Annotated in this window: 23 protein-coding genes and 1 other RNA gene; 11 read left to right on the top strand and 13 right to left on the bottom strand. The window is 68.9% G+C overall.

Translation table 11 applies throughout. The features are described 5' to 3' along the window. Positions 1–29: 29 nt before the first annotated feature. Complete coding sequence (locus JF781_RS11970; protein WP_225329025.1) at positions 30–605, bottom strand: helix-turn-helix domain-containing protein; 576 nt, start codon at positions 603–605, stop codon at positions 30–32. A 46-nt stretch (positions 606–651) separates the two neighbouring features. Between JF781_RS11970 and JF781_RS11965 the strand changes: the two genes are divergently transcribed. Next, complete coding sequence (locus tag JF781_RS11965) at positions 652–1,281, top strand: bifunctional 2-polyprenyl-6-hydroxyphenol methylase/3-demethylubiquinol 3-O-methyltransferase UbiG (RefSeq protein ID WP_225329026.1); 630 nt, start codon at positions 652–654, stop codon at positions 1,279–1,281. A gap of 3 nt (positions 1,282–1,284) precedes the next feature. Here the strand turns inward: JF781_RS11965 and JF781_RS11960 are convergent, their stop codons facing one another. Further along, complete coding sequence (locus tag JF781_RS11960) at positions 1,285–1,995, bottom strand: 2OG-Fe(II) oxygenase (RefSeq protein WP_225329027.1); 711 nt, start codon at positions 1,993–1,995, stop codon at positions 1,285–1,287. Positions 1,996–2,082: 87 nt separating this feature from the next. Here JF781_RS11960 and rnpB point away from each other — a divergent pair. After that, positions 2,083–2,484: RNase P RNA component class A (gene rnpB, locus JF781_RS11955), an RNA gene on the top strand. A 78-nt stretch (positions 2,485–2,562) separates the two neighbouring features. Here rnpB and JF781_RS11950 read toward each other — a convergent pair. From JF781_RS11950 to JF781_RS11940, 3 genes are all read right to left on the bottom strand, one after another. Continuing rightward, a complete protein-coding gene (locus tag JF781_RS11950) occupies positions 2,563–4,137 on the bottom strand; it encodes a CYTH and CHAD domain-containing protein (RefSeq protein ID WP_225329028.1) in 1,575 nt (524 codons plus the stop codon). 92 nt (positions 4,138–4,229) lie between these two features. Continuing rightward, complete coding sequence (locus JF781_RS11945; RefSeq protein ID WP_225329029.1) at positions 4,230–4,484, bottom strand: hypothetical protein; 255 nt, start codon at positions 4,482–4,484, stop codon at positions 4,230–4,232. Between the two features lie 98 nt (positions 4,485–4,582). Further along, positions 4,583–5,794, bottom strand: coding sequence for an FAD-dependent oxidoreductase (locus JF781_RS11940; RefSeq protein ID WP_225329030.1), 1,212 nt, complete (start codon positions 5,792–5,794; stop codon positions 4,583–4,585). A 170-nt stretch (positions 5,795–5,964) separates the two neighbouring features. Here JF781_RS11940 and JF781_RS11935 point away from each other — a divergent pair, with 170 nt between their 5' ends. Further along, the gene (locus tag JF781_RS11935; RefSeq protein ID WP_225329037.1) at positions 5,965–6,300 is read left to right on the top strand and encodes a heme-binding protein; all 336 of its coding nucleotides are present in this window, start codon (positions 5,965–5,967) and stop codon (positions 6,298–6,300) included. A gap of 10 nt (positions 6,301–6,310) precedes the next feature. Here the strand turns inward: JF781_RS11935 and JF781_RS11930 are convergent, their stop codons facing one another. Beyond that, a complete protein-coding gene (locus tag JF781_RS11930; RefSeq protein ID WP_225329038.1) occupies positions 6,311–7,519 on the bottom strand; it encodes a 1,4-beta-xylanase in 1,209 nt (402 codons plus the stop codon). 184 nt (positions 7,520–7,703) lie between these two features. After that, complete coding sequence (gene panB, locus JF781_RS11925; protein WP_225329031.1) at positions 7,704–8,549, bottom strand: 3-methyl-2-oxobutanoate hydroxymethyltransferase; 846 nt, start codon at positions 8,547–8,549, stop codon at positions 7,704–7,706. A 189-nt stretch (positions 8,550–8,738) separates the two neighbouring features. Between panB and JF781_RS11920 the strand changes: the two genes are divergently transcribed. The 6 genes from JF781_RS11920 to JF781_RS11895 all read left to right on the top strand — a co-directional run bounded on the left by JF781_RS11920 (position 8,739) and on the right by JF781_RS11895 (position 17,978). Next, a complete protein-coding gene (locus tag JF781_RS11920) occupies positions 8,739–10,295 on the top strand; it encodes an alpha/beta hydrolase (protein ID WP_225329032.1) in 1,557 nt (518 codons plus the stop codon). 137 nt (positions 10,296–10,432) lie between these two features. Further along, a complete protein-coding gene (locus JF781_RS11915) occupies positions 10,433–12,001 on the top strand; it encodes an alpha/beta hydrolase (RefSeq protein ID WP_225341171.1) in 1,569 nt (522 codons plus the stop codon). 92 nt (positions 12,002–12,093) lie between these two features. Further along, the gene (glnA, locus tag JF781_RS11910; RefSeq protein ID WP_225330047.1) at positions 12,094–13,434 is read left to right on the top strand and encodes a type I glutamate--ammonia ligase; all 1,341 of its coding nucleotides are present in this window, start codon (positions 12,094–12,096) and stop codon (positions 13,432–13,434) included. A 61-nt stretch (positions 13,435–13,495) separates the two neighbouring features. Next, entirely contained in the window at positions 13,496–16,480 is a 2,985-nt protein-coding gene (locus tag JF781_RS11905; RefSeq protein ID WP_225330046.1) for a bifunctional [glutamine synthetase] adenylyltransferase/[glutamine synthetase]-adenylyl-L-tyrosine phosphorylase, read from the top strand. Continuing rightward, positions 16,477–17,121, top strand: a complete 645-nt coding sequence (locus JF781_RS11900) for a PaaI family thioesterase (protein WP_225330045.1) — start codon at positions 16,477–16,479, stop codon at positions 17,119–17,121. The genes JF781_RS11905 and JF781_RS11900 overlap by 4 nt, the downstream gene beginning before the upstream one ends. Next, positions 17,118–17,978, top strand: coding sequence for a TIGR03619 family F420-dependent LLM class oxidoreductase (locus JF781_RS11895; protein ID WP_225330044.1), 861 nt, complete (start codon positions 17,118–17,120; stop codon positions 17,976–17,978). The genes JF781_RS11900 and JF781_RS11895 overlap by 4 nt, the downstream gene beginning before the upstream one ends. A gap of 14 nt (positions 17,979–17,992) precedes the next feature. Here the strand turns inward: JF781_RS11895 and JF781_RS11890 are convergent, their stop codons facing one another. Then, positions 17,993–18,436, bottom strand: coding sequence for a MarR family winged helix-turn-helix transcriptional regulator (locus tag JF781_RS11890; protein ID WP_225330049.1), 444 nt, complete (start codon positions 18,434–18,436; stop codon positions 17,993–17,995). 341 nt (positions 18,437–18,777) lie between these two features. Between JF781_RS11890 and JF781_RS11885 the strand changes: the two genes are divergently transcribed. Continuing rightward, positions 18,778–19,410, top strand: coding sequence for an NAD(P)-dependent oxidoreductase (locus JF781_RS11885; protein WP_225330043.1), 633 nt, complete (start codon positions 18,778–18,780; stop codon positions 19,408–19,410). Between the two features lie 106 nt (positions 19,411–19,516). Here the strand turns inward: JF781_RS11885 and glnA (JF781_RS11880) are convergent, their stop codons facing one another. Next, on the bottom strand, positions 19,517–20,953 hold the full coding sequence (gene glnA, locus JF781_RS11880; protein WP_008256020.1) for a type I glutamate--ammonia ligase: 1,437 nt from the start codon (positions 20,951–20,953) through the stop codon (positions 19,517–19,519). A 243-nt stretch (positions 20,954–21,196) separates the two neighbouring features. On the opposite strand from glnA (JF781_RS11880), the gene JF781_RS11875 reads away from it, so the two are divergent. Further along, positions 21,197–21,619 carry an RDD family protein gene (locus JF781_RS11875; protein ID WP_225330042.1) on the top strand — a complete coding sequence of 141 codons (423 nt, stop codon included), beginning with the start codon at positions 21,197–21,199 and terminating at the stop codon, positions 21,617–21,619. Between the two features lie 12 nt (positions 21,620–21,631). Here JF781_RS11875 and JF781_RS11870 read toward each other — a convergent pair whose 3' ends face one another. The 4 genes from JF781_RS11870 to JF781_RS11855 are packed head-to-tail and all read right to left on the bottom strand — an operon-like array spanning position 21,632 to position 25,029. After that, a complete protein-coding gene (locus JF781_RS11870; RefSeq protein ID WP_225330041.1) occupies positions 21,632–22,384 on the bottom strand; it encodes a DUF4191 domain-containing protein in 753 nt (250 codons plus the stop codon). Positions 22,385–22,422: 38 nt separating this feature from the next. Further along, on the bottom strand, positions 22,423–23,364 hold the full coding sequence (gene lipA / locus JF781_RS11865) for a lipoyl synthase (RefSeq protein ID WP_225330040.1): 942 nt from the start codon (positions 23,362–23,364) through the stop codon (positions 22,423–22,425). After that, positions 23,361–24,062: a lipoyl(octanoyl) transferase LipB gene (gene lipB, locus JF781_RS11860; RefSeq protein WP_225330039.1), complete on the bottom strand. Its 702-nt coding sequence runs from the start codon at positions 24,060–24,062 to the stop codon at positions 23,361–23,363. The genes lipA and lipB overlap by 4 nt, the downstream gene beginning before the upstream one ends. A gap of 49 nt (positions 24,063–24,111) precedes the next feature. After that, positions 24,112–25,029, bottom strand: a complete 918-nt coding sequence (locus JF781_RS11855; RefSeq protein ID WP_225330038.1) for a TIGR01777 family oxidoreductase — start codon at positions 25,027–25,029, stop codon at positions 24,112–24,114. Positions 25,030–25,036: the final 7 nt, after the last annotated feature.

The following is a 25,036-nucleotide window of genomic DNA, read 5'->3' as shown; positions in this document are numbered from 1 at the left end:
TCCATCGCTCCACGCTAACGCCGTACCGGTCAGCTGTGCAGGTGCAGCCGTTCGCCGTGCGGGCCGAAAATCACGATGGCCTCCACCGGCCCGTCCACCACGCCGAACCAGTGCGGCGTCCACGTCGAGAATTCGACGGCCTGGCCCGGGTCGATGGTGAAGTCGCGGTCGCCGAGGATGAGCCGCATCCGGCCGGAAAGCACGTACATCCAGTCCTGCCCCTCATGCACGGGCAGGTCGGCGGGCGGGTTGCGCCGCCGGGCGCTGACGCGAACCTTGAACGCGTGCAGGCCGCCGGCGGGACCCTGGCGGGTCAGCGGCCAGTAGGTGACGCCGTGGTGGGTGTGCGCCGCGCCGCGCACCCGCGGGTCCGGCGGTGACGAGGTCTGCAGCAGCTCGTCGGTGCTCACCGAGAGAGCCCGGGCCAGCCGCGGCAGATGATCCAGCGCCAGGCGGCGTTTGCCGGACTCGAGCCGGCTGAGCGTCGAGACGTCGATGCCCGCCTTCTCGCCGACCTCCTGCAGCGTCATGCCCCGCTGCACGCGCAGCTCCCGCAGCCTCCGCCGCACCAGGAGGTCGATGTCGGGGCTGGTTTTTGCCTGCATGGCAATTCAGCTTGGCAACTCCGGACGGAATGGGCAAGCTCGCGGTATGGACAGTTCTTGCAAACCCGATGACGCCCAGCAGTTCTGGGAAGAGCGCTACCGGTCACTCGAGCGGGTGTGGAGCGGACGGGTCAACCCCCGGCTCGCCGAGGTGGCCGCCGACCTGCCGCCGGGCCGAGCACTCGACCTCGGCTGCGGAGAGGGAGCCGACGCGCTGTGGCTCGCCGACCGCGGGTGGCAGGTGGTGGCCGTCGACGTCTCGGACACCGCGCTGCAACGCGCCCGCGCGGCCGCATCGGCGCGGAATATGGCCGCCCACATCGACTTTCAGCGGCACAACCTCAACGAGAGCTTCCCGCAAGGGATGTTCGACCTGATCTCTGCCCAGTATTTTCATTCGCCGGCCCGCCTCGACCGGGAAAACGTGTTACGGAACGCCGCCGGCCGCGTGAATCCCGGTGGCGTGCTGTTGATCGTCGACCACGGGGCGGTGCCGCCGTGGGCGCAGCACCACGATCACTCCTTCCTCGGCATCGAGGAGGTGATCGCCTCGTTACGGCTGGATTCGACCGCCTGGACTCGGTTACGGGCCGACTCCGTCGAGCGCGAGATGACCGTCAACGGGGAAACGGCCAGGGTGCCCGACCACGTGATCGCGTTGCGACGAGACGAATGATCCTCACGCCGCGTCGTGAAAGATCAGCCCCATGGCGTAGCGCTGCCCGGTGCGAACCACGGACACACCATGGCGCACCGGCGCCGCGGACCAGCCGCGGGCCGAGGGCACCGGCCGCTCCCGGGTGGTGAAGACGTAGCCGTGCCCCTGCGGCAATTGCGTTGCGGTGCCCCGGGATTGAGCCCGCAGTCGCTGCTCGACCAGCAAAAATTCACCGCCGGTGTAATCGGTGGCCGGGTCGCTGAGGTTGATCACCACCTGCAACGGGAATACCAAGTCCCCGTAGAGGTCCCGGTGCAGCGCATTCCAGTCGCCCGCACCGTATTTCAGCATCAGGGCCGTGGACCGGGTCTGGCCGGCGGCGTGGCAGGCCGCCAGCCAGTCGTCGAGGCGGTCCGGCCAGGGTGCGTCCCGGCCCAGCCTGCCCCACCAGTCGCGGGCGATCGGCAGCAGCCGGGGATACAGCGCCTGTTTGAGATCCTCGATCGGTTCGGGGTAGGGCGCGTGGAAATAGCGGTACTGCCCGGACCCATAGCGCTTGGGCGCCATGTCGATCGTGGAGCGGAACAGGGCGTCGTCGGCGTAGAGCTTGCGCAGCCGCGCCGCCTCGCTGGGCGTGACCAGTCGCGGTAGCAGCGCCCCGCCGTACTCGTCGACCGCGGCGGCGATAGCCTCCCAATCGCCTGAATCGACACGCCTTTTCCACCGGGACATCCGCGTCCTTCCGATTCGTGACCCGGCTCCACGGTAGACGGTTGCTGGCCCCGGCCCCGTGCAGCGGGTACCGTTTATCGTCGCGGACGAGTTGGCCGGGCGGCCGCGGGCCGTCGCAAGGCGGTTCGAGGAAAGTCCGGACTTCACAGAGCAGGGTGATTGCTAACGGCAATCCGAGGTGACTCGCGGGAAAGTGCCACAGAAAACAGACCGCCACCCTCGCGGTGGTAAGGGTGAAACGGTGCGGTAAGAGCGCACCAGCATCCCGGGTGACCGGGGTGGCTCGGCAAACCCCACCCGAAGCAAGGCCAAGAAGGCCGCACCGTTGGTGCGGCCGCGCAGGCGTTCGAGGGTTGCTCGCCCGAGCCTGCGGGTAGGCCGCTCGAGGCACCCGGTGACGGTGTGTCCAGATGGATGGTCGCCGCCGCACCGCCGTTGCTCACGCGCGGCGGTGGGGAACAGAATCCGGCTTACAGGCCAACTCGTCCGCCTTCAGCCTCCGCGAAACTGCAACCAGCGACCCGTTCGCCGAGTGGGGGCGTCGGTGGTTGCAGTCTCGCGACCGGGTTAGTGGCCCGCCTTGCGCACCGCTTTGGCGAGTTTGCGTAGGGTGCCGTCGAGTTCGCGGCGGCACCGCTGCGCCAAGTCGGCCTCCCGCTGATACAGCAGCCCGTAGGTGAAGGTGTCTTCGCCGGCGGCGTGGGCGATCTCCGCCTCCTGGCGCAGGTGTTCACGGCTGACCACGCTGTCTTGATGATCGCCGAGCAGCGACTGCACGGCCTTGGCCCGCTCGGACACCTTCGCCGCGCCGGTGGCGGCTGCGGTGTACCGAAGTCGCTTGGCGCGCTTGCGGATTCGGTGTATCGCTTCGTCGCGGTGGTGGTGGTCGCCGGGCTGCTCCCGCGCGGCCCGGGCGGCGGCCTTCGCGGCCTTGCGGACCTTCTTGTAGGCGGCGTCGATGGCCACCGGGGCCTGTTCCTCGGCCGCGGCGGCGACGGGGGTTTGGGCCGCAATCGTCTCCAGGGAGTCGAGCAACCGGAAGTAGCGCTGCGAGCGCATCGCGATCAACGACCGGCGCAGCCCGGTCTGGTAGCGACGCTGGGCGCCCCCGACCAGGCGTTCGCGCACCGGACCGCGCACCAATTCCGGTGCGAGCCCGTCCAAGTCACGCTCGTATCGCTCGGCGAGCACCTCGGCGTCGCGCGCCATGCCCAGGATCCCGGCGAGCTCACGCAACTCGTCCAGCACCCATCCCTCCTCGGGCAACCCGAACGAATCCTGGTAGTCGCGCAGCAGGCTGCGCAGCTTGCGGGTGGTCACCCGCATCTGGTGGATGGAGTCATAGGCGTCGGCGCGCACCGCGCGATCCCACACCAGCAGCTCGCGGACCTGCTCGGCGATGGCGCGCTGCAACGGATCCTCGGACGGCTGCGCGCCGTCGGGCGGTGGCGGGGTGCCGAGCACCCGCGCCAGCTTGGAGCCGTGCCCGGCCGGCGCGGCACCGGCGTCCAGCAGCCGGTTGCTCAACCGGTTCAGCAGCTCGGTGCCGGCCGCCCCGTGGGATTGACCGCCCGCTTCGAGCAGCTCCAATTCCCATTCCCGCCACTCCAGCTCGGTGGGCGGCGCACCGGTTTCATCGGCGGCTTCGGCGCTGTCATCGGAGCCCCGCGTCGACCAGGCGGTGACGTGGTCGTTGCTGAACTCGGCCAGCGCGACGCCCGCGGCGTCGTACAACACCTGGCTCTCGCGCTCGGTGGTGATGCGCGCGACCGGCTGCAGCGGCCGGTCGCGGACGATCGCCAGCACGACGTCCGCCAACTCGGTGGGCACGGCGTTGTTCCCGTCGGGGCCGGATGCGTCCAGCGGCGCGCGGACCTCGGTGCGCGCGTCGGGCCCGGCCGGCAGCTTGAGGTGCCACCCCGCGTCGGAGCCGCCGGTGCGGCGGCGCAGGGTGATCTTGTTGCGCGCGAGGTCATGTGCGGGCGTGTCGAAGTACGTCGCATCCAGGGTTTGCGTCGGCGACTTCTCGACGTGGGCGACCGCGGCGATCCCTTCGAACGACGGGGACACGGTGGACTCGACGACGTCGAACTTGCGCTCTACCTCCAGGTGACGCGAGGTCTGCGGCGTTTGTGCAGGCATCTTTCGCTCCGTTGACGGCGCGTCGCCGCGGCCTTGAACACGGTGGACGGTGGGGGATGAGACCCATAGCCTGCCACACCGCGGTGACGGCGCTATGGCGGCGGCGGAGGAGGGGGAGGAGCCGACGTGTCGTCCTCCGGCAGCGGCGCATAGGCCGCGGGCGGCGGGGCATAGCGGGCGATGTTGTCAGCGATGTTGGTGCAGCCACTCACCGAGACGCGTCGGCCCGCGCCCACGCACACGGTCGCCTCGACCCGATCGGCGGAGGGCACCGCGGTAAGGATTGCGGGGACGGACACCACGCCCGAGAACACCAGCAGTGCGGCAAGCCCGCGGCGGCGGTTCATCTGCACTCTCCTTCCGACCCCTCAGTGCATTGTGCCGTCACAGCGCGGCGGGCGGGCCGAGAATGTGAATATCGCTGGGGCGGCGGGGCCGGAAAGCGTTAGGCCGTGTGCACGTTCGGGGTGCGGACGTGTTCGGGGCGAAGGCCCCGCCCGAAGGCGATCGGCGGGATGGATCGCAGCGGGCCCCGACCCACGATCGCGGGGATCGGGATGGGTGACAGGTCACCACCGTTCAAATTGGGCGCGATCACCCGATCCTGGGCGAACACCTGAATAGCCTGGATGACCCGGGCGGGCAGCTCCCGCCGGCGCTGCACCTTGGCGAGGTCGGTGTCGCGCAGCCGTCCGTTGCGTAGTGGGGCGCTCAAGATGTTGGCCGCCGCCACCGCGTCGGCGACGGCGAGGTTGATCCCGACGCCGCCGATCGGCGACATGGCGTGGGCGGCGTCGCCGATGCACAGCAGGCCGGTGCGCCACCACGTCTCGAGCCGGTCCACCCGCACGTCGAGCTGACTGGTCTGGTCCCAGGAACGAAGGTCCTCGACGTGTTCGCGCAGCTGTGGCCGCGCCGCCACGATGCGCTCTTTGAACGCCTCCAGCGACCCGTCGCGGGGGTCGGACCCCTTCGGCATCAGATACGCGATCTGCCAATAGTCGCCCCGGTAGATCAACGCCATGGTGAAGCCCCGACGGGCCACCCCGTACAGCTCCTGCGGATCGCCGGGGCGCCAGTTGAGCCGAAACCACAACACGTCCATCGGCGAGTGCGCCGCGGCGGTCTGCAGCCCGGCCGCGGCCCGGACCGCGGATTTGCGCCCGTCCGCGCCGACGACCAGGTCGGCGCGGACCTCCAGGTCGGGCGTGCGCGCCCCGATCACGCGATCGCCGTCGAAGATCAGATCTTTGACTTCGGCGTTGCGGATCAGCGTGAATTCCGGGTAAGCAGAGGCCTTTTCGGCGAGGAAGTCGAGGAAGTCCCACTGCGGCATCAACGCGATATACGGCTGTTTGAAGCCCAACCGTTTGAGCACACCGAAGTTGCCGAAAGTGCGAATCGTCCCGTCGGTGTCGAACGCGACACGGTCGATTTTGGTGTGCGGCAGGCGCAGGAGCTCATCGACGAGCCCAAGCTCGTCCATGATCCGCAGGGTGCTCGGATGCACCGTGTCGCCGCGGAAGTCACGCAGGAAGTCATTGTGCTTCTCCAAGACGACAACCCGGACCCCGGCGCGGGCGAGCAGGAGCGCATGAACCAGGCCGGCGGGGCCCCCACCGGCAACACAAACCTGGGTCTGAAGGACTTCCGCCACGGCCCGACCCTACCGCGGGCCCGCATTTGTTTGCGGCCTGATTCGCGCGTGCGCGGCGCGCAAACCCCTTATGGTTTGCGATACGAATACCGCTCGCCTTGCGCGATGGTCGACGAAGGAGCGTTTGCATGGGGTCTTGTGTTCGCCCGGCAGCCCGGGTTGCCGGCGGAATGGCGGCCTGCGCGGCCAGTGTGGCAATGCTTTTCGCGACGGCCGGCTCGGCCGCGGCGGACGTGCCGATGGATGATCCGGAGCCGGCGCCCACGTCGCAACCCAATTGCACGGCCGCCGATCTGGCCCAGGTCTCGTCGGGCGTCGCCGCGGCCACGTCGGCGTACCTGTTCACGCACCCGGACGTCAACGACTACTTCACCAGCTTGAAGGGCCAACCGCGCAGCGACATGCGCGATCAGTTGAAGCAGTACATGGATGCCAACCCGCAGACCCACGCCGACCTCGAGGGCATCCGCCAGCCGTTGACCGACTTCCAGAATCGGTGCCGCTGACGCCTCCCCGTCAGCCGGCCGGCGGCGCCCGCAGATGCATCGCCAGGTCGCTCAACTCGAGGATCGTCTGAATCTCGGTGTCGCGGAACGGCCGTCCGTCGGGCCCCAGCAAGTCGTGAAACCATTCCTGCGGCATCGCCGGATCCGGGTTCGGGTGGTCCCAGGAGTCCCAGGGAAAGTACGTCTGCGTTTTCCCGGCGACGAATCCCCAGTTGAATGCGCCGACGCCGGCGCGCTTCGCGATCGGCAGGATGTTTTGCACCGTGCTACCCAGCGGCCGGGCCATGTACTCGGTGCACAGGATCGGGCGCCCCAGCGGGACGAGCTCGGCGATGCGCCCCTCGAACGCCGCCGGCTCGCCGTAGCAGTGGAAGGTGATCACGTCGGAGTTGTCGAGCTGGATCCCGGCGATGACGCTGCGGCGCGCCGGGTCGGCCCACTCGCCGTGCCAGACGCCGCTCGTCAGGGGCTGGCGGGGATCGACCGACCGCGCCCACTCGAACACCTGGGGGAGCAGGTTGGCGACCAGGTCGACCTTGTCTTTGCGTTCCACCGAGGCGTAGGTGTCCGCCGGGTTGTCCGGTTCGTTCCACAGGTCCCAGCCCAAAATGCGGTCGTCATTGCGGAATTGGGTCAGGACTCCGGTGACGTAGCCGCGCAGGGTGCGGACGTAGCCGCGGTCATCGAGGCGCGCGGCGCCCGGGCTCTGCACCCAGCCGGAGTTGTGGATGCCGGGCCGGGGCGCGGGCTGCGGGCCCGGCTTGGGGAAGGGATCCCAACACGAATCGAACAGGACGAACAGGGGTTTGATGCCGTGGCGGGCCGCGATGTCGACGAACCGCGCGAGACGGCCCTGGAACCCTCGGTGGTCCTGCGCCCAGAGCAGATCGTGCAAAAAGACCCGCACCGCGTTGAATCCATTGGTTTGGGCCCAACCCAATTCGGTGTCGATGCGCCGGGGATCGAAGGTATCGGCCTGGAACATCTCCAGCTGGTTGATGGCGTTGGACGTGATGTAGTTCGCGCCCACCGGCCAGGCTTGCGCCTGATACCAGCGGTTGGCCCGCTCGGGCGACCACCGGCTTGCCTGCGGCGAGGTGCGAGGCGGCTGCGCGGACGCGTGCGGTGTGCGGGCCAAAACGATGCCTCCTGCCACTAGCAGCGGGAACTTCAGCACCGTTCGACGGTGTACGAAGCCACCACGGTCCCCCCGGTCGATGTGGTCCACCTTTGCTCTTTAGAGTCCGGATCGTCTCCTAAGAGCAATCGTACATGCCTGCCACACAACGTTTTTCGGCGGTTTCGTTGTGACCGGGGTAACGTTGTCAACGAGGCGGGACCCTCAGATCGGCGGTCCGGGCGCGCACCGCGGCGTGCCGGCTATCGTGCGCTGACGCGCGGGGTCAGAAGCAGTGCTCGTCGGCGGGGAAAACCCCTGCGGCGACCTCGTCCGCATATTGCGTTGCGGCCCGGCGCAATTCCCCGCCGATGTCGGCGAACCGTTTGACGAAGCGGGCGGCCTTGCCGCTGCTCATGCCGGCCATGTCCTGCCACACCAGCACCTGCCCGTCGCAGTTCGGTCCGGCGCCGATCCCGATGGTCGGGATGGTCAGCTTGCCGGTGATCTGGGTGGCCAACTCGGCCGGCACCATCTCCATCACCACGGAGAACGCCCCGGCCTCGGCGACGGCGATCGCGTCCGCGACGGTCTGTTCGGCCGCGTCGCCACGGCCCTGGACCCGGAAGCCGCCCAGGCTGTTCACGCTCTGCGGGGTAAACCCGATGTGCGCCATCACCGGGATGCCCGCGGCGGTCAGGCAGGCGATCTGCTCGGCGACCCGTTCACCGCCCTCGAGCTTCACCGCGTGCGCGCCGCCCTCTTTCATGAACCGGGTGGCGGCGGCCAGCGCGGCGGCGGGCCCGGCCTCGTAGCTGCCGAACGGCAGGTCCGCGACGACCATGGCATGCGGGGCGCCGCGCACCACGCCGCGGACCAACGGAATCAGTTCGTCGATCGACACTGGCACGGTGGTGTCGTAGCCGTAGACGACGTTGGCCGCCGAGTCGCCGACCAGCAGGACCGGGATGCCGGCCTCGTCGAAAATGCGGGCGGTCGAATAGTCGTAGGCCGTGAGCATCGCCCACTTGTGCCCTTCGGCCTTCATCTTCTGCAGGTGGTGGGTGCGGATCTTGGTGAGCGGCTGCGCGGGCGCAGACGAGTTGGCACCGTAAACGTTGTGCTCAGACATCATTGTCCCTAGTGGGTGGTCGGGTCGATCCTCGTGGCCCAAAACGGGTCCCCGGGTTCGTCTGACGGTGTCATTCTGCCATTTCTTCGGCGCGGTTGAAACGGCGCGACACTGTGAGACAGGCCATGCTCCGCGCGCGGCGGTGCCGCTGATCAGGATCTCAGGTTTCCTCTGGCAGCATATGTTGGCATGGGTTCGTCTCGCCGCGGCACGAGCGCGCGCACGCTGCTGATGTGGACGTCGATCGCTGCCGTGGCGCTGCTTCTGGCGGGCTGCGAACGCGTGGTGGTGGGACGCGCCGTCATGTCCGAACCCAAGCTGGGCCAGGCGGTGGAGTGGACACCGTGCCGGGCCGCCAACCCGAAGGTCAAGCTCCCGGCCGGCGCGTTATGCGGCAAGCTCGCGGTGCCCGTCGACTACGACAACCTCGACGGCGACGACGCCACGCTGGCGATGATCCGTTTCCCCGCGACCGGGGACAAGATCGGCTCGTTGGTGATCAACCCCGGCGGGCCCGGGGAGTCCGGCATCGAAGCGGCGCTGGGCGTCGTCCAGTCGCTGCCCAAGCGGGTCCGCGAAAGGTTCGACCTGGTGGGCTTCGATCCCCGCGGGGTGGGCGCGTCGCGCCCGGCGGTCTGGTGCAACTCCGACGCCGACAACGACCGGCTGCGCACCGAGCCGAACGTCGACTACAGCCCGGCCGGTGTGGCCCACATCGAGGACGAGACCAAGCAGTTCGTCGGCCGCTGCGTCGACAAGATGGGCAAGGGCTTTCTGGCCAACATCGGGACGGTCAACGTCGCCAGGGACCTCGACGCCATCCGGGCCGCGCTGGGCGACGACAAGCTGACCTACCTCGGCTACTCCTACGGCACCCGGATCGGCTCGGCCTACGCCGAGGCCTACCCGAACAAGGTGCGGGCGATGATCCTCGACGGCGCGGTCGACCCCAACGCCGACCCCATCGAGGCCGATCTGCGGCAGGCCAAGGGATTCCAGGACGCGTTCAACAACTATGCCGCCGACTGCGCGAAACAACCGAACTGCCCGCTGGGCACCGACCCGGCCAAGGCCGTCGACGTCTACCACAGCCTGGTCGACCCGATGGTCGACCCCAACAACCCCATGGTCGGCCGGCCGGTCCCGACCAACGACCCGCGCGGATTGAGCTACAGCGACGCCATCGTGGGCACCATCATGGCGCTGTACTCACCGAACCTGTGGCATCACCTGACCGACGGCCTCTCCGAACTCGTCGACCATCACGGCGACACCCTGCTCGCCCTGGCCGACATGTACATGCGCCGCGACGCGCACGGCCACTACACCAACGCCACCGACGCGCGGGTGGCGGTCAACTGCGTGGACCAGCCGCCGATTACCGACCGGGCCAAGGTGATTGACGAAGACCGCCGCTCCCGGGAGATCGCACCGTTCATGAGCTACGGGCAGTTCACCGGCCACGCGCCGCTGGGCACCTGCGCGTTCTGGCCGGTACCGCCGACGAGCAAGCCGCACACCATCTCCGCGCCCGGCCTGGCGCCCACGGTGGTGGTGTCGACGACCCACGACCCGGCGACTCCCTACAAGGCCGGCGTCGACCTGGCCAACCAGCTGCGCAGCTCGCTGCTGACCTACGACGGAACCCAGCACACGGTCGTCTTCCAGGGCGACGGCTGCATCGACAACTACGTGACGGCCTATCTGGTCGGCGGCACGACGCCGCCGAGCGGCGCCAAGTGCTAGCGCCGAACGTGCACTCACGGCGGGATTTTCGTCGATTCGTCGCCGTGAGTGCACGCTCGGTGCGGGCTCAAGCCGGCTGAGAGCCGAGACCAAGGCGTAATCGTTTCGCGCTGCCACGGGTACCCGCGGCTGCAACGATGACAGCCATGTCGCGCCTGAGACCCGTGAGCTCGGCGCTGCTTTCGTTCGGCCTTGTGCTGGGTGGTTCGGCCGTCGCCGCGCTGCCGGTGGCCGGCGCCACGCCCGAGCCCGGCGCGGGGCAGACCCCGGCCCCGAACCCGCCGGCGGCCGCGGCGCCGCAGGGCTGGGGGAGCTGCGGCCAATTCGTCTCGGACACAAGCGATATCCCCGCCGCGCGGTGCACCACGGTGTCGGTCCCGATCGACTACAACAACCCGGGCGGCGCCCAGGCCAAGCTGGCGGTGATCCGCGTGCCCGCGACCGGGCAACGGATGGGATCGCTGCTGGTCAATCCCGGCGGTCCCGGCGGCTCGGCGGTCGACATGGTGGCCGCGATGGCGCCGGACCTGGAGAACTCGCCCGTCGGTCGCAACTTCGATCTGGTCGGCTTCGACCCGCGCGGCGTGGGCCACTCCACTCCTTCGCTGCGCTGCCGCACCGACGCCGAGTTCGACGCGTATCGGCGAGAGCCGATGGTCGACTACAGCCCGGCCGGCGTGGCGCACATCGAGCAGCTCTACCGGCAGCTGGCCCAGCAATGCGTGAACCGGATGGGCGCCGCGTTTTTGGCCAACGCGGGCACCGCGTCCGTCGCGCGGGACATGGACGCGGTGCGTCAGGCGCTGGGCGACGAACAGATCAACTACCTGGGATACAGCTACGGAACCGAGCTGGGCACCGCCTACCTGGAGAAGTTCAGCAACCACGTGCGGGCGATGGTGCTCGACGGCGCCATCGACCCGACCGTCGGCCCCATCGACGAGAACGTCAACCAAATGGCCGGATTCCAAACGGCTTTCAACGACTACGCCACCGACTGCGCCCGCTCGCCGGGCTGCCCGTTGGGCACCGACCCGTCCAAGTTCGTCGCCCGCTACCACGCCCTGGTTGACCCGCTGGCCACCAAGCCGGGCCGCACCGCGGACCCCCGTGGGCTGAGCTACGCCGACGCGACCACCGGCACCATCAACGCGCTCTACACGCCGACGCACTGGAAATACCTGACCAGCGGCCTGCTCGGCCTGGCGCGCGGGACCGACGCCGGCGACCTGCTGCTGCTTGCCGATGACTATCAGGGACGCGGCCGCGACGGGCACTACTCCAACGACCAGGATGCGTTCAACGCGATCCGGTGCGTCGACGCCCCGAATCCGACCGACCAGGCCAGCTGGGTGACCGCGGATCAGCGGATCCGCCAGGCGGCGCCCTTCCTGAGCTACGGGCCGTTCACCGGAAACGCTCCCCGCGATTTGTGCGCGCTGTGGCCCGTCCCGCCGACGTCGGCGCCCCACGCCGCACCGCCCATGGCGCCGGGCAAGGTCGTCGTCGTCTCCACCACGCACGACCCGGCGACCCCGTATCAGGCCGGGGTGAACCTGGCCCGCCAGCTGGGCGGCCCGCTGATCACCTACGACGGCACGCAGCACACGGCGGTGTTCAACGGCGACCAATGCGTGGACAACGCGGTGGTGCGTTACCTGGTCGCGGGCACCCCGCCGCCGGCCGGCTACAGCTGCCGGTCCTGACCAGCGAGCGACGGCCCCACCGCGGCCATCGCAACGGTTCTGAGCGGGCATCGGTAACGCAGATTTAACAGCCGTTGCATACTGTTCGAGTTATGGATCGCCAGAAGGAATTCGTGCTGCGCACGCTCGAGGAACGAGACATCCGCTTCGTTCGGCTGTGGTTCACCGATGTGCTCGGCTTCCTCAAGTCGGTCGCGATCGCCCCGGCCGAACTCGAAGGCGCCTTCGAGGAGGGCATCGGCTTCGACGGATCCTCGATCGAGGGCTTCTCGCGGGTCTCCGAATCCGACACCGTCGCCAACCCCGACCCGTCCACCTTCCAGGTGCTGCCGTGGGCCTCGCCCAGCGGCCACCACCACTCGGCGCGGATGTTCTGCGACATCACCATGCCGGACGGCTCGCCGTCCTGGGCGGACCCGCGGCACGTGCTGCGCCGTCAGCTGCAGAAGGCCAACGACCTGGGCTTCTCTTGCTACGTGCATCCCGAGATCGAATTCTTCCTGCTCAAGCCCGGCGCCGACGACGGGACGCCGCCGGTTCCGGTCGACAACGCCGGCTACTTCGATCAGGCGGTCCACGACTCCGCCTCGAACTTCCGCCGCCACGCGATCGAGGCGCTGGAGTTCATGGGCATCTCGGTGGAGTTCAGCCACCACGAGGGCGCGCCGGGCCAGCAGGAGATCGACCTGCGCTTCGCCGACGCCCTGTCGATGGCCGACAACGTGATGACGTTCCGTTACGTCATCAAGGAAGTGGCGATCGACAACGGCGCCCGTGCGTCGTTCATGCCCAAGCCGTTCGGGCAGCACCCCGGCTCCGCGATGCACACCCACATGAGCCTGTTCGAGGGCGACGTCAACGCGTTCCACAGCCCGGACGACCCGCTGCAGCTCTCCGATGTGGGCAAGTCCTTCATCGCCGGGATCCTCGAGCACGCCTCGGAGATCAGCGCCGTCACCAACCAATGGGTCAACTCCTACAAGCGTCTGGTGGGGGGCGGCGAGGCGCCGACCGCCGCGTCGTGGGGGGCGGCCAACCGCTCCGCGCTGGTGCGGGTGCCCATGTACACCCCGCACAAGACGTCGTCGCGGCGCGTCGAGGTCCGCAGCCCCGACTCGGCCTGCAACCCGTACCTGACGTTCGCCGTGCTGCTGGCCGCCGGGCTGCGCGGGGTGGAGAAGGGTTACGTGCTGGGGCCGCAGGCCGAGGACAACGTGTGGGACCTGACCCCCGCGGAGCGCCAGGCGATGGGTTACCGCGAGCTGCCCACCAGCCTGGACAGCGCGCTTCGCGCCATGGAGTCCTCCGAGCTGGTCGCGGAAACGTTGGGGGAGCACGTGTTTGACTTCTTCCTGCGCAACAAGCGCACCGAGTGGGCGAACTACCGCAGCCACGTCACCCCGTACGAACTGAATACCTACCTGTCGCTGTAGCGCGATTCCCGTTTCGGGATGCGCCGCCCGTGCCTGAAGATCGGCCGGTTGCGATACGGTCGTGGTCGTGACCAAACCCGCGACGCAGCGCCCCAGGCTGCCCAGCGTCGGCCGGCTCGGGTTGGTCGATCCGCAAGCGGCCGAACGCATAGCGCAGCTGGGCTGGCATGACCATGACGACCAGGCCCACGTCGACCTGCTCTGGTCGCTGTCGCGCGCCGCGGACCCCGACGCCGCCCTGCTCGCCCTGGTTCGGCTGGCCGAGAACCCCGACGCCGGGTGGAGCGAGCTCAACGCCGCCCTGCTCGCCGAACGCCCCCTGCGCGGGCGGCTGTTCGGTGTGCTCGGCGCGTCGCTGGCCCTCGGGGATCACCTGATCGCCCAGCCGCAGTCCTGGAAACTCTTGCGCGGCAACGTCACACTGCCCACCCACGACCAGCTGTCCGCGAACTTCACCGCGTGCGTCGAGGAGGCGCTGGCCGACCCCGGTTCGGCGATGGTGCGGCTGCGCACCCTGTACCGCGATCAGCTGCTGGTGCTGGCCGGCCTCGACCTGGCCGCCACGGTCGAGGACGAACCGGTGGTGCCGTTCACCGTCGTGGCCGCCCACCTGTCGGACCTGGCCGACGCCGCGCTGGCCGCCGCGTTGCGGGTGGCCGAGAGCACCGTGTGCGGCGACAAGTCGCCGCCGCGGCTGGCGGTCATCGCGATGGGCAAATGCGGTGCCCGCGAACTGAACTACGTCAGCGACGTCGACGTCATCTTCGTCGCCGAGCACGCCGACGCCCTCACCACCCGGGTGGCCGGCGAGATGATGCGGCTGGCCTCCGAGGCGTTCTTTCAGGTCGACGCCGGGCTGCGGCCGGAGGGCCGCAGCGGCGAGCTGGTCCGCACCGTCGAGTCGCACATCGCCTATTACCAGCGGTGGGCGAAAACCTGGGAATTCCAGGCGCTGCTGAAGGCGCGCGCGGCGGTGGGCGACGCGGAGCTGGGGCAGCGGTACCTGGCCGCGCTGATGCCGATGGTCTGGGTCGCCTGCGAGCGTGAGGACTTCGTGGTCGAAGTGCAGGCGATGCGGCGCCGCGTCGAACAGCTGGTGCCCGCCGACGTGCGCGGCCGCGAGATCAAGCTCGGCAGCGGCGGGTTGCGCGACGTCGAATTCGCCGTGCAGCTCCTGCAGTTGGTGCACGGGCGCAGCGACGAGTCGCTGCACGTGGCGTCGACGGTGGACGCGCTCGCCGCGCTGGGCCACGGCGGCTACATCGGACGCGAGGACGCGGCGAACCTCACCGCCTCCTACGAGTTCCTCCGGCTGCTCGAGCACCGACTGCAACTGCAGCGGCTCAAGCGGACCCACCTGCTGCCCGAGCCCGACGACGAGGAGGCGGTGCGCTGGCTGGCGCGGGCCGCCCACATCCGGCCCGACGGCCGCCACGACGCGGCGGGGGTGCTGCGCGAGGAGCTGCGGCACCAGAACCTGCGGGTGTCGCAGCTGCACGCCAAGCTGTTCTACCAACCGCTGCTGGAATCGATCGGCCCGGCCGGCCTGGAGATCGCGCACGGCATGACCTCCGAGGCCGCCGAGCGCCAGCTGGCCGCCCTGGGATACGAGGGCCCGCAGTCCGCGCTGAAGCACATGTCGGCGCTGGTCAACCTCAGCGGCCGGCGGGGCCGGGTGCAGTCGGTGCTGCTGCCCAGGCTGTTGAACTGGATGTCGTACACGCCCGACCCCGACGGCGGGCTGCTGGCCTACCGGCGACTGTCCGAGGCGCTGTCCGGGGAGAGCTGGTATCTGGCCACGCTGCGCGATCAGCCTGCCGTCGCGCGGCGCCTCATGCACGTGCTGGGCACCTCGGCGTACGTGCCGGACCTGTTGATGCGCGCGCCCCGGGTCATCCAGGACTACGGCGACGGGGCGACCGGGCCGCGACTGCTGGAGACCGACCCGGCCTCGGTGGCCCGCGCGCTGGTCGCCTCGGCCAGCCGCTACTCCGACCCGGTGCGGGCGATCGCGGGCGCGCGGACCCTGCGGCGTCGCGAGCTGGCCCGGGTGGCGTCGGCGGACCTGCTCGGCATGCTCGAGGTCGTCGACGTGTGCAAGGCGCTGACGTCGGTGTGGGTGGCGGTGCTGCAGGCCGCGCTGGACGCGATGATCCGGACCAACCTTCCCGAAAACGGCAAGGCGCCGGCGGCCATCGCCGTCATCGGCATGGGCAGGCTGGGCGGCGCCGAACTGGGCTACGGGTCCGACGCCGACGTGATGTTCGTGTGCGAATCCGCGCCCGGTGTCGAGGATTCCGTGGCCGTGCGCTGGGCGACGACGGTCGCCGAACAGGTCCGGACCCTGCTGGGGACCCCCAGCGTCGACCCGCCGCTGGAGGTCGACGCCAACCTGCGGCCCGAGGGCCGCAACGGCCCGCTGGTGCGCACCCTGGCCTCCTACGCCGCCTACTACGGGCAGTGGGCGCAGCCGTGGGAGGTCCAGGCGCTGCTGCGCGCGCACGCGGTCGCCGGCGACGAGGAGCTGGGGCAGCGGTTCCTGCTGATGGCCGACAAGACGCGCTATCCACCCAACGAGATGTCGCCGGAGGCGATGCGCGAGATCCGCCGCATCAAGGCCCGCGTCGACGCCGAGCGGCTGCCGCGCGGCGCCGACCCCAACACGCACACCAAGCTGGGCCGCGGGGGACTGGCCGACATCGAATGGACCGTGCAGCTGCTGCAGCTGCGGCACGCCCACGAGATCCCCGCGCTGCACACCACGTCGACGCTGGAGTGCCTGGATGCGATCGCCGCGGCCGAGCTGGTTCCCGCCGACGAGGTGGAGCTGCTGCGGCAGGCCTGGCTGACCGCCACCCGGGCCCGCAACGCGCTGGTGCTCGTCCGCGGTAAGCCCACCGACCAGCTGCCGGGCCACGGACGCCAGCTGAACGCGGTCGCCGTGGCCGCCGGCTGGCCGACCGACGAGGGCGGCGAGTTCTTGGACAACTATTTACGGGTGACGCGGCGCGCAAAAGCCGTCGTGCGCAAGGTGTTTGGAAGTTGAGTCAGGAGGCCGGCGCGTTGGACGCCACATTCGAGGTGCTCAGCGCGACGGAAGCCGATCGCGTGACCGCGCTGTATGCCCCGTTGGCCGATGCGGTCCGCGAGCTCGTCGACGCGACCATCCGGACCGAGGTCGGCGACGACGTCGTCGCCGACGCGCGCTCGGCGATCGAAGCCGTCACCGCGTCGTTGCGGCAACGCACCCGCGCGATGGGCGTGAGCTACCGCGTCAACGGCCGCCCGCTGCCGTTGGGCAACGCCGCGATCGGGGTGTGCAACCCCATCGCCCCGCCGATCGTGGTGAACCACGAGGGCGACGGGCGCTGCTGGAGCGAGTTCGTCCTGGGCTCGGCCTACGAGGGACCGCCGAAACTGGTGCACGGCGGCGTCAGCGCCCTGGTGCTCGACCACATGCTCGGCGAGGCGGCCAGCGAGGGCTTGTCCAAGGCGCGGTTCACCGGGACCATCACCGTCAAGTATCTGCGCGGCACCCCGCTGGGCCCGCTTCGTTGCGATGCGTGGGTCGACGGCAAGCAGGGCCGCAAAGTCTTTGCGCGCGGCACCATTTCGGATGCCGCCGGCGTCACCGTCGAGGCCGATGGCGTCTTCATCGAGCCGGCCTGGGCGCAGGAGGCGCAGTGAAGTTCTACATCAGCAGCGCCTTCCTGAACACCCGCGAGATCATCGAGCTCGCCAAGGCGGCCGACGAACTCGGCTACGACGGGATCGGCATCCCCGACCACGTCGTCAATTTGGAGACCCTGGACACGCCGTACCCGTACACCAAGGACGGCCAGCGGCGCTGGCAGCCCTTCACCGACTGGCCGGACCCCTGGGTGCTCGTCGGTGCGCTCGCCCAGGTCACCACGCGGCTGCGGTTCGTCAACACCGTCTACATCCCCGCGATGCGCAACCCGTATTCGGCGGCCAAAGCCATTGGTACCGCGGCGGTTCTGGCGTCGGGCCGGGTGGAGCTGGGTATCGGCGTGGGCTGGTGCCGCGAGGAATTCGCGCTGATGGGTGAGCGATTCGAGGCCCGCGGCAAGCGCACCGATGAAATCATCGAGCTGATGCGGGCGCTGTGGTCGCCGGGCTGGACGGAGTTCGAGGGCGAGTTCTATTCCGCGCCGCGCCTCGAGATGCAGCCCACCCCGCCGCCCATCCCCGTGTATGTCGGCGGACTGTCCGATATCGCGCTGCGCCGCGCCGCCCGCAACGACGGCTGGATCGGGGACTTGATCAACACCGAGCGGGCCCTCGACGCCATCGGCCGGCTGCGGGAGATGCGGGCCGAAAACGGTTTGTCCACGGACGATTTCACCGTTCTCACCCCGCTCACCGACGCGTTCACGACCGCCGACTATCAGCGCGCGGAGGCCGGCGGCATCACCGGCATTATCACGATGCCGTGGATGTTCTATGCCGGGCCCGACGCCGGCCTGGACGACAAGATCGACGGCATGCAACGCTTCCGCAAGGATCTGTCGCTCGACGGGTAGGAGACACGGCGGCTTTACCGCGCGTAGGGGTCGGTGATTTCGCGGAGCTGATCCAAGATCTGTTGCAGCAGTGTGAAGTTGCGGGTACCCAGGTAGGCCTTCCACTCCGCGTGGATCTTGTCGAGTGTCGCCGTGACTACCTCGATCGCGCGCCGGCCACGTCGCTCGATCACGATCAATCGGGCGCGGCCATCCGCGGGGTCGGGGACCCGGCGGACATAGCCCAAACGTTCGAGTTGATCGACCAGCACGCCCGCGCTCTGCTTGCTCATTTGCGCCTGTTCGGCGAGGTCTGTGAGGCGCGAACCGTCCGGGGCGATGCGTTGAAACACGCGGCACTGGGCCAGGGTCCAGTCGTCGAATCCGGCATCCTGGAGCGCCCGGAAAATCCGGTCTTCGGTGTACCGGTACGGGATGAACAACGACACCCCTAGGTCAATCCGCTGCTCGTCGTTCATGCCGCCCTCGGCTCCATCGCCCACGTGGTCCAACGAAATTCACACCTTACGTCCACCGCTACTGCGTCCCGGCACCCCGCGTCCGGTGGGTGACTTCGCACCCGCTGCTGATGCACGCACGGCCTCCGACCAACCATCAGGGTAGTAAACATCAATGACCATCATAGACGTCAGTGGGGGCCAACACTGTTATGAACACTTGACATTAGTCAGAAACACGGACCATGATAGTCAATGTTCCTGACGATATAGCGGCGATGGACGGGTGGTCCGCGATGCGGACCCCGCTCACCATCACGCCCGTTCATCCGTTTCACCCGTTCTAGAGAAAGCGAAATATTGTGAAGTTTCTTGTCCTTGGAGCAACCGGCCGCACTGGCCGCCTCTTCGTCAAAAAGGCGCTCGACCAGGGTCACCAGGTCACCGCCCTCGTTCGGCGGGCCGACGCCACCGTTGACCCGCGCGCCCACATCGTCGGCGGCGACGTCACCGACGCCGCCGACATCGCCACGGCAGCCCGAGGGCACCACGCGGTCATCAGCGCACTCGGAGTCAAAAACGTCCGCAAAACGCCGACGCTGATCACGGACACTGTCCGCGCCGTCATCGCGTCCGCCAAAACATCGGGTGTTGACAGGTTTGTGATCGTGTCGGCATTCGGAGTCGGCGACTCCCTCGCCAAGGCATCGTTTCTCGCCGGCCTGATATTTCGCACGGCGCTGCGCAAGAAGTACGAAGACAAAGCGGCGTCCGAAGTGCTCTTGAAAGCCAGCGGCCTGAAATGGACCCTCGAATATCCCGGGGCCTTGAACGACGGGGTCGGCGGCCGCTACACCGCGATGGCGCTCGACGACGTCACGACGTTGCCGATTCTCCCCTCAACCTCTCGGGGAAACGTCGCCGACTTTCTCCTCCACGCCGCCGTGGATGACACGTTCATCCGTCAGGTCGTCGTCGTCACCGACGCCAAATAGGGAAAGTCCAGCGGGCGCCCAAGGGGCAGGTTCCGGCGGCTGAACGCGAAACCACCCGCGAGGCGAGCGCCGCGCGGGTGGTTTCGTCAAGCCGACTCAGACGTCCTTAAACGTCGTAGTACAGCGCGAATTCGTAGGGGTGCGGCCGGATCTGGACCGGCAGGATCTCGTTCTCGCGCTTGAAGTTGATCCACGTCTCGATGAGGTCGGGCGTGAAAACGCCGCCCTCGGTGAGGTATTCGTGATCTTCCTCCAGCCGGTCGATCACCGCGGACAGCTGCGTGGGCGCCTGCGGGATGTTGGCGGCCTCTTCGGGCGGCAGCTCGTAGAGGTCCTTGTCGACCGGCGCCTGCGGCTCGATCTTGTTCTTGATGCCGTCCAGGCCGGCCATCAGCATGGCCGAGAACGCCAGGTACGGGTTGCCCGACGAGTCGGGGCAACGGAACTCGAGCCGCTTGGCCTTCGGGTTGGTGCCGGTGATCGGGATCCGGACACAGGCCGAGCGGTTGCGCTGGCTGTAGACCAGGTTGATCGGGGCCTCGTAGCCGGGCACCAGACGCTTGTAGGAGTTCACCGTGGGGTTGGTGAACGCCAGCAGCGACGGCGCGTGGTGCAGCAGGCCGCCGATGTAGTGGCGGGCGGTGTCCGACAGGCCGGCGTACCCGGTCTCGTCGTACATCAGCGGGCTGCCGTCCTTCCACAGCGACTGGTGGGTGTGCATGCCGGAGCCGTTGTCACCGAACAGCGGCTTGGGCATGAACGTGACGGTCTTGCCGTGCTGCCAGGCCGTGTTCTTGACGATGTACTTGTAGAGCATCATGTCGTCGGCCGCGTGCAGCAGCGTGTTGAACTTGTAGTTGATCTCGGCCTGGCCGCCGGTGCCCACCTCGTGGTGGCCCTTTTCCAGGCTGAAGCCGGCCGTGATCAGGTTGGACAGCATCTTGTCGCGCAGGTCGACGTAGTGGTCGACGGGGGCGACGGGGAAGTAGCCACCCTTGGGGCGGACCTTGTAGCCGCGGTTGGGGCTGCCGTCGAGCTCGTTGGGCGAGCCGGTGTTCCACCACCCCGAGATCGCGTCGATCTCGTAGAACGAGCCGTTGGTGCGCGAATCGAAGCTCACCGAGTCGAAGATGTAGAACTCGGCCTCGGCGCCGAAGTACGCGGTGTCGGCGACGCCGGTGCTGATCAGGTAGTTCTCGGCCTTACGGGCGATGTTGCGCGGGTCGCGCGAGTACGGCTCGAGGGTGAAGGGGTCGTGCACGAAGAAGTTCAGGTTCAGCGTCTTGGCTTCGCGGAACAGGTCGATCTGCGCCGTCGCCGGGTCGGGCAGGAGCAGCATGTCGGATTCGTGAATGGACTGGAATCCGCGAATCGACGAGCCGTCGAATGCCAAGCCGTCCTCAAAAACGCTCTCGTCGAAAAACGAAATCGGAATGGTGAAGTGCTGCATGATGCCGGGCAAATCACAGAACCGCACGTCGACAAACTCGACGTTCTCGTCCTTCGCGAGTTTGAAGACGTCGTCGGGCGTCTTTTCCGTCACAGAGTGCTCCTTTACTTGGTGAGATCCGCGGCCTGACGCTAGGGAGCAGATGTTGCCCGTCAGTCAACCCGATGTTGCGCGCACGTTACGTGACCATGCCACACGCAAAAAGTGGCCGCTTTGGCGGCGGTTCTATTGTGGGGCCATGGATCGCAAGATCGTATCTTTTCTGGTGACGGAGCGCACCGTCCGCCCGCCGTATCGGACCTGGCCGTCGATTTATTCGGACCCCGGTCCGCGGCGATGATGCCGGAATCGCGATCCGCATACCCCGGTGAAAAGCTGGGATTGCCCCAGAGCGGGCCGGGCTCGCTGGCGCGGATGGGGCGACGGCTGGGCGCGCTGACGATCGACTGGCTGATCGCTTTGGGTCTGGCGGCGCTGGCCATGCGGTTCGGGTGGTTCCCCGAGGCGGCCCTGGCCACCGCCGAGCTGGTCATCTGGTTTGTGCTGGGCGTGGTCTCGGTGCGACTGTTCGGCTTCACGCCCGGCCAGCTGGCGCTGGGTCTGCAGGTGGTGGCGGTGGACGGGCGCGGGATGGTCGGCGTCGGCCGCGCGGTGGTGCGCGGCCTCCTCGTCGGCACGGTGGTCCCGGCGTTGTTCACCGACTGGGACGGCCGCGGGCTGCAGGACCGGCTGACCGCGACGGCCGTGGTACGGCGCTGAGTCCGATGGCGGCTATTTGCGGCGCACCGTGCGCTGCACGCCGCGCATCTTGCCGGCGTTGGGCAGCGGCCCCTTCGGCATCACCGCGGCCCCGGCCCGCGTCCCCAACGCGGCCAAGCGGGACTCCAACGTGTCCATCTGCTTGGCGGTGATGTTGGCCGGCAAACGGGTGAGGTGGCGCTCCAGCTTGGCCAGGGGCACCTCGTCCTCGCCGTTGCCGACGATGATGTCGTAGATCGGCACCTCCCCGATCAGGCGGGCGGTGCGCTTCTTCTCCTGCGCCAGCAGCGGGCGCACGCGGGTCGCCGACCCCTCGCCGACCAGGATCACGCCGGGCCGGCCGATGACCCGGTGCACGGCGTCGAAGTGTCCGGTCGCGGCGACGCCCGGCGTCACCCGCCACTTGCCGCGCAGGTTGTCCAATGCCCATGCCGCCGCCCCGGTTTGGCCCTCGGCCTTGCGGTAGACGGACTTCTGGGCGCGGCGCCCGAAGACGATGAACGCGACCAGCCCGCCCAGCACCACGCCGAGCGGGATCAAGGTGATCATCGTCAGCCCGCCGGCCCAGAGCCCGACGCCCACCGAGGCGCCCACGATCAGCACGAAGGCGCCGATCATGTACGGCAGCAGGCGCTTGTCCTCCTGGCGCTGCAGATTGAACGCCTGCCACAACTGGGTGCGGCGCTCCCGCGCGGCGGCCTTGCGGGCAGCCTGCGCCTGCGCTCGGGCGGCCTTGTTCTCAGCGGCAGTGCGGGATTTAGCCATAGTCAAAGGATACGTAGGGCCGCGCCAGGCAAATTCGGCTACCGTGCCGCCGCGTCCGAGGCGCGGGCCCCGGCGGCTTGCTGATAGAGCCGGCCCGCGCGATACGACGAGCGCACCAGCGGTCCGGCCAGCACCCCGGAGAAGCCGAGTTGCTCGGCGTGCTGCGCGAACTCGACGAACTCCTCCGGCTTCACCCAGCGCGCGACGGGGTGGTGACGCGCCGAGGGCCGCAGGTACTGGGTGATGGTGATGATGTCGCAGCCCGCGTGACGCAGGTCGGCCAGCGCGGTGCGCACCTCGTCGGGGGTTTCACCCAGGCCGAGGATGAGGTTGCTCTTGGTGACCAGCCCGAAGTCACGCGCCGCGGTGAGCACGTCGAGGCTGCGCTGGTAGGTGAACGCGGGCCGGATGCGCTTGAAGATGCGCGGCACCGTTTCGACGTTGTGCGCCAACACTTCCGGGTGTGACTCGAACACCTCGGCAAGCCGGCCGGGTTCGCCGTTGAAGTCGGGGATCAACAGCTCGACCCCGGTCGACGGATTGAGTTCCTTGATGGCGCGCACCGTCTCGGCGTAGAGCCACGCGCCGCCGTCGGGCAGGTCATCGCGGGCCACCCCGGTGACCGTGGCGTAGCGCAGCCCCATCGTGCGCACGCTGTCGGCCACCCGCCGCGGCTCGTCGCGGTCCAGCTCGGCCGGCTTCCCGGTATCGATCTGGCAGAAGTCGCAGCGACGGGTGCACTGGTCACCGCCGATCAGGAAGGTCGCCTCGCGGTCCTCCCAGCATTCGAAGATGTTGGGACACCCGGCCTCTTCGCAGACCGTGTGCAGGCCCTCGCGCCGGACCAGGCTCTTGAGCTGGGTGTATTCCGGGCCCATCTTCGCCCGCACCCTGATCCACGGCGGCTTGCGCTCGATCGGGGTTTCGGCGTTGCGCACTTCCAGGCGCAGCAGTTTGCGTCCCTCGGGTGCGACAGTCACATCGCTGATGCTACGCGCGCGGCGCCGTCGTGCTCGCGCACCGGCAGCACCCCGTCCAGGGCGTCGCAGACGGCGTCGGCGACGCTCGTGCGGATGTCGTCGACGCTCACCGGGCGGCGCAGCTCGGCGGACAACGACGTCACCCCGGCGTCGCTGATGCCGCACGGCACGATGGGGCTGAAGGCGCCCAGGTCGCAGTCGCAGTTGAGCGCGAACCCGTGCAGGGTGGTGGCGCGCGACACCCGCACGCCGATCGCGGCGACCTTGCGGTCGGGCCGACCGTCAGCGCCGGGCACCCACACCCCGGACCGGCCCTGCACGCGGACCGTGTCCAGGCCCAGGTCGGCGCACACCTTGATCAACGCTTCCTCGAGCCGCCGCACGTAGTTGACCACGTCGAGCGGTTCGGCCAGGCCGATGATCGGATACCCGACCAACTGGCCGGGTCCGTGCCAGGTGATCTTGCCGCCGCGGTCGGTGTCGACGACGGGGGTGCCATCCGTGGGCCGCTCGTGCGGCTCGGTGCGCCGTCCGGCGGTGTAGACGGCCGGGTGCTCGAGCAACAGCAGGGTGTCGCTGCCGCCCGCCACCCGGGCGTCGGCCAGGTCGCGCTGCTGCTGCCAGGCCACGCGGTAGTCGACGGTTCCGAGCTGGCGGACGTCGATGAGGGACCGGCTGGACCGGATGGAATCGATCACATTCGCGACGGTACTCGGCCCGCGCGCCCCGAGGTGACGCGCGGTGGCACTAGTCGTGGTCGCGCCGGGCGGTCGCGTAGCCGAGCGCCTCGCCAATGGTGTTGTGGTGGAACGCAAAACCGGCGCGCTCTAGCGCCGACGGGATGGCCCGCTGCCCCGTCAACAGGCCTTCGTCGGCGAACTCTCCCAGCGCGGCCCGGACGGCGAAACCGGGCAGCATCAACGGCGTCGGACGGTTGACCGCCCGGCCGAACGCGGTGGTGAATTCGGCGTTGGTGACCGGCGCGGGCCCGGTCATGTTCACCGGCCCGGACAGCGCGGTGTTCGAAATCGCGAACAGCAGCGCTCGCACTTCGTCTTCCAGCGTGATCCACGACATGTATTGCCGCCCGCTGCCCAGCCGGGCCCCCAGCCCCGTCCGGAACAACGGCCGCAACCGCCCCAGCGCGCCACCGGCGGGGGAGAACACCAGCCCGGTGCGCGCCAGTACCACCCGGGCGCCGCCGTATTGCGCCGGCAGCGTGGCGGCCTCCCAGTCTTCGCACAGCCGGGCCAGGAAACCGCTTCCGGCACGGTCGTTTTCGTCGACCACGCGGTCCTTGGTGTTTCCATAGAAGCCCACCGCGCTGGCGTTGATCAGGGTTGCCACCCCGGCGTCGGCGACGGCGTGCGCCAGGACCTCGGTCGGGCCGATGCGGCTGTCCCGCAGGCTTTGCTTGAAGGCGCCCGACCATCGGCGTTTGCCGATGTTGACGCCACACAGGTTGACGACGGCGTCGACGCCGCTCAGCGTGTCGGGATCGAGGTCGCCGCTCTCGGGGTTCCAGTGCACCTCGTCGCCGTTCGCCGGTGCGCGGCGCACGATGCGCAGCACCCGGTGGTCGGCGGCGCGCAGGGCCGCGGCGAGGGCGGAGCCGATCAGGCCGGACGAACCCGCGATCGCAACGACGGACTTCTGACCAGCCACCTTCGCC

Origin of the sequence: Mycobacterium sp. WUMAC-067 (genome assembly GCF_020217485.1) — a bacterium.
Taxonomy (GTDB): Bacteria; Actinomycetota; Actinomycetes; order Mycobacteriales; family Mycobacteriaceae; genus Mycobacterium.
The sequence above is the reverse complement of the archived record's forward strand: the minus strand, read 5'-3'. Positions and strand labels throughout refer to the sequence as shown.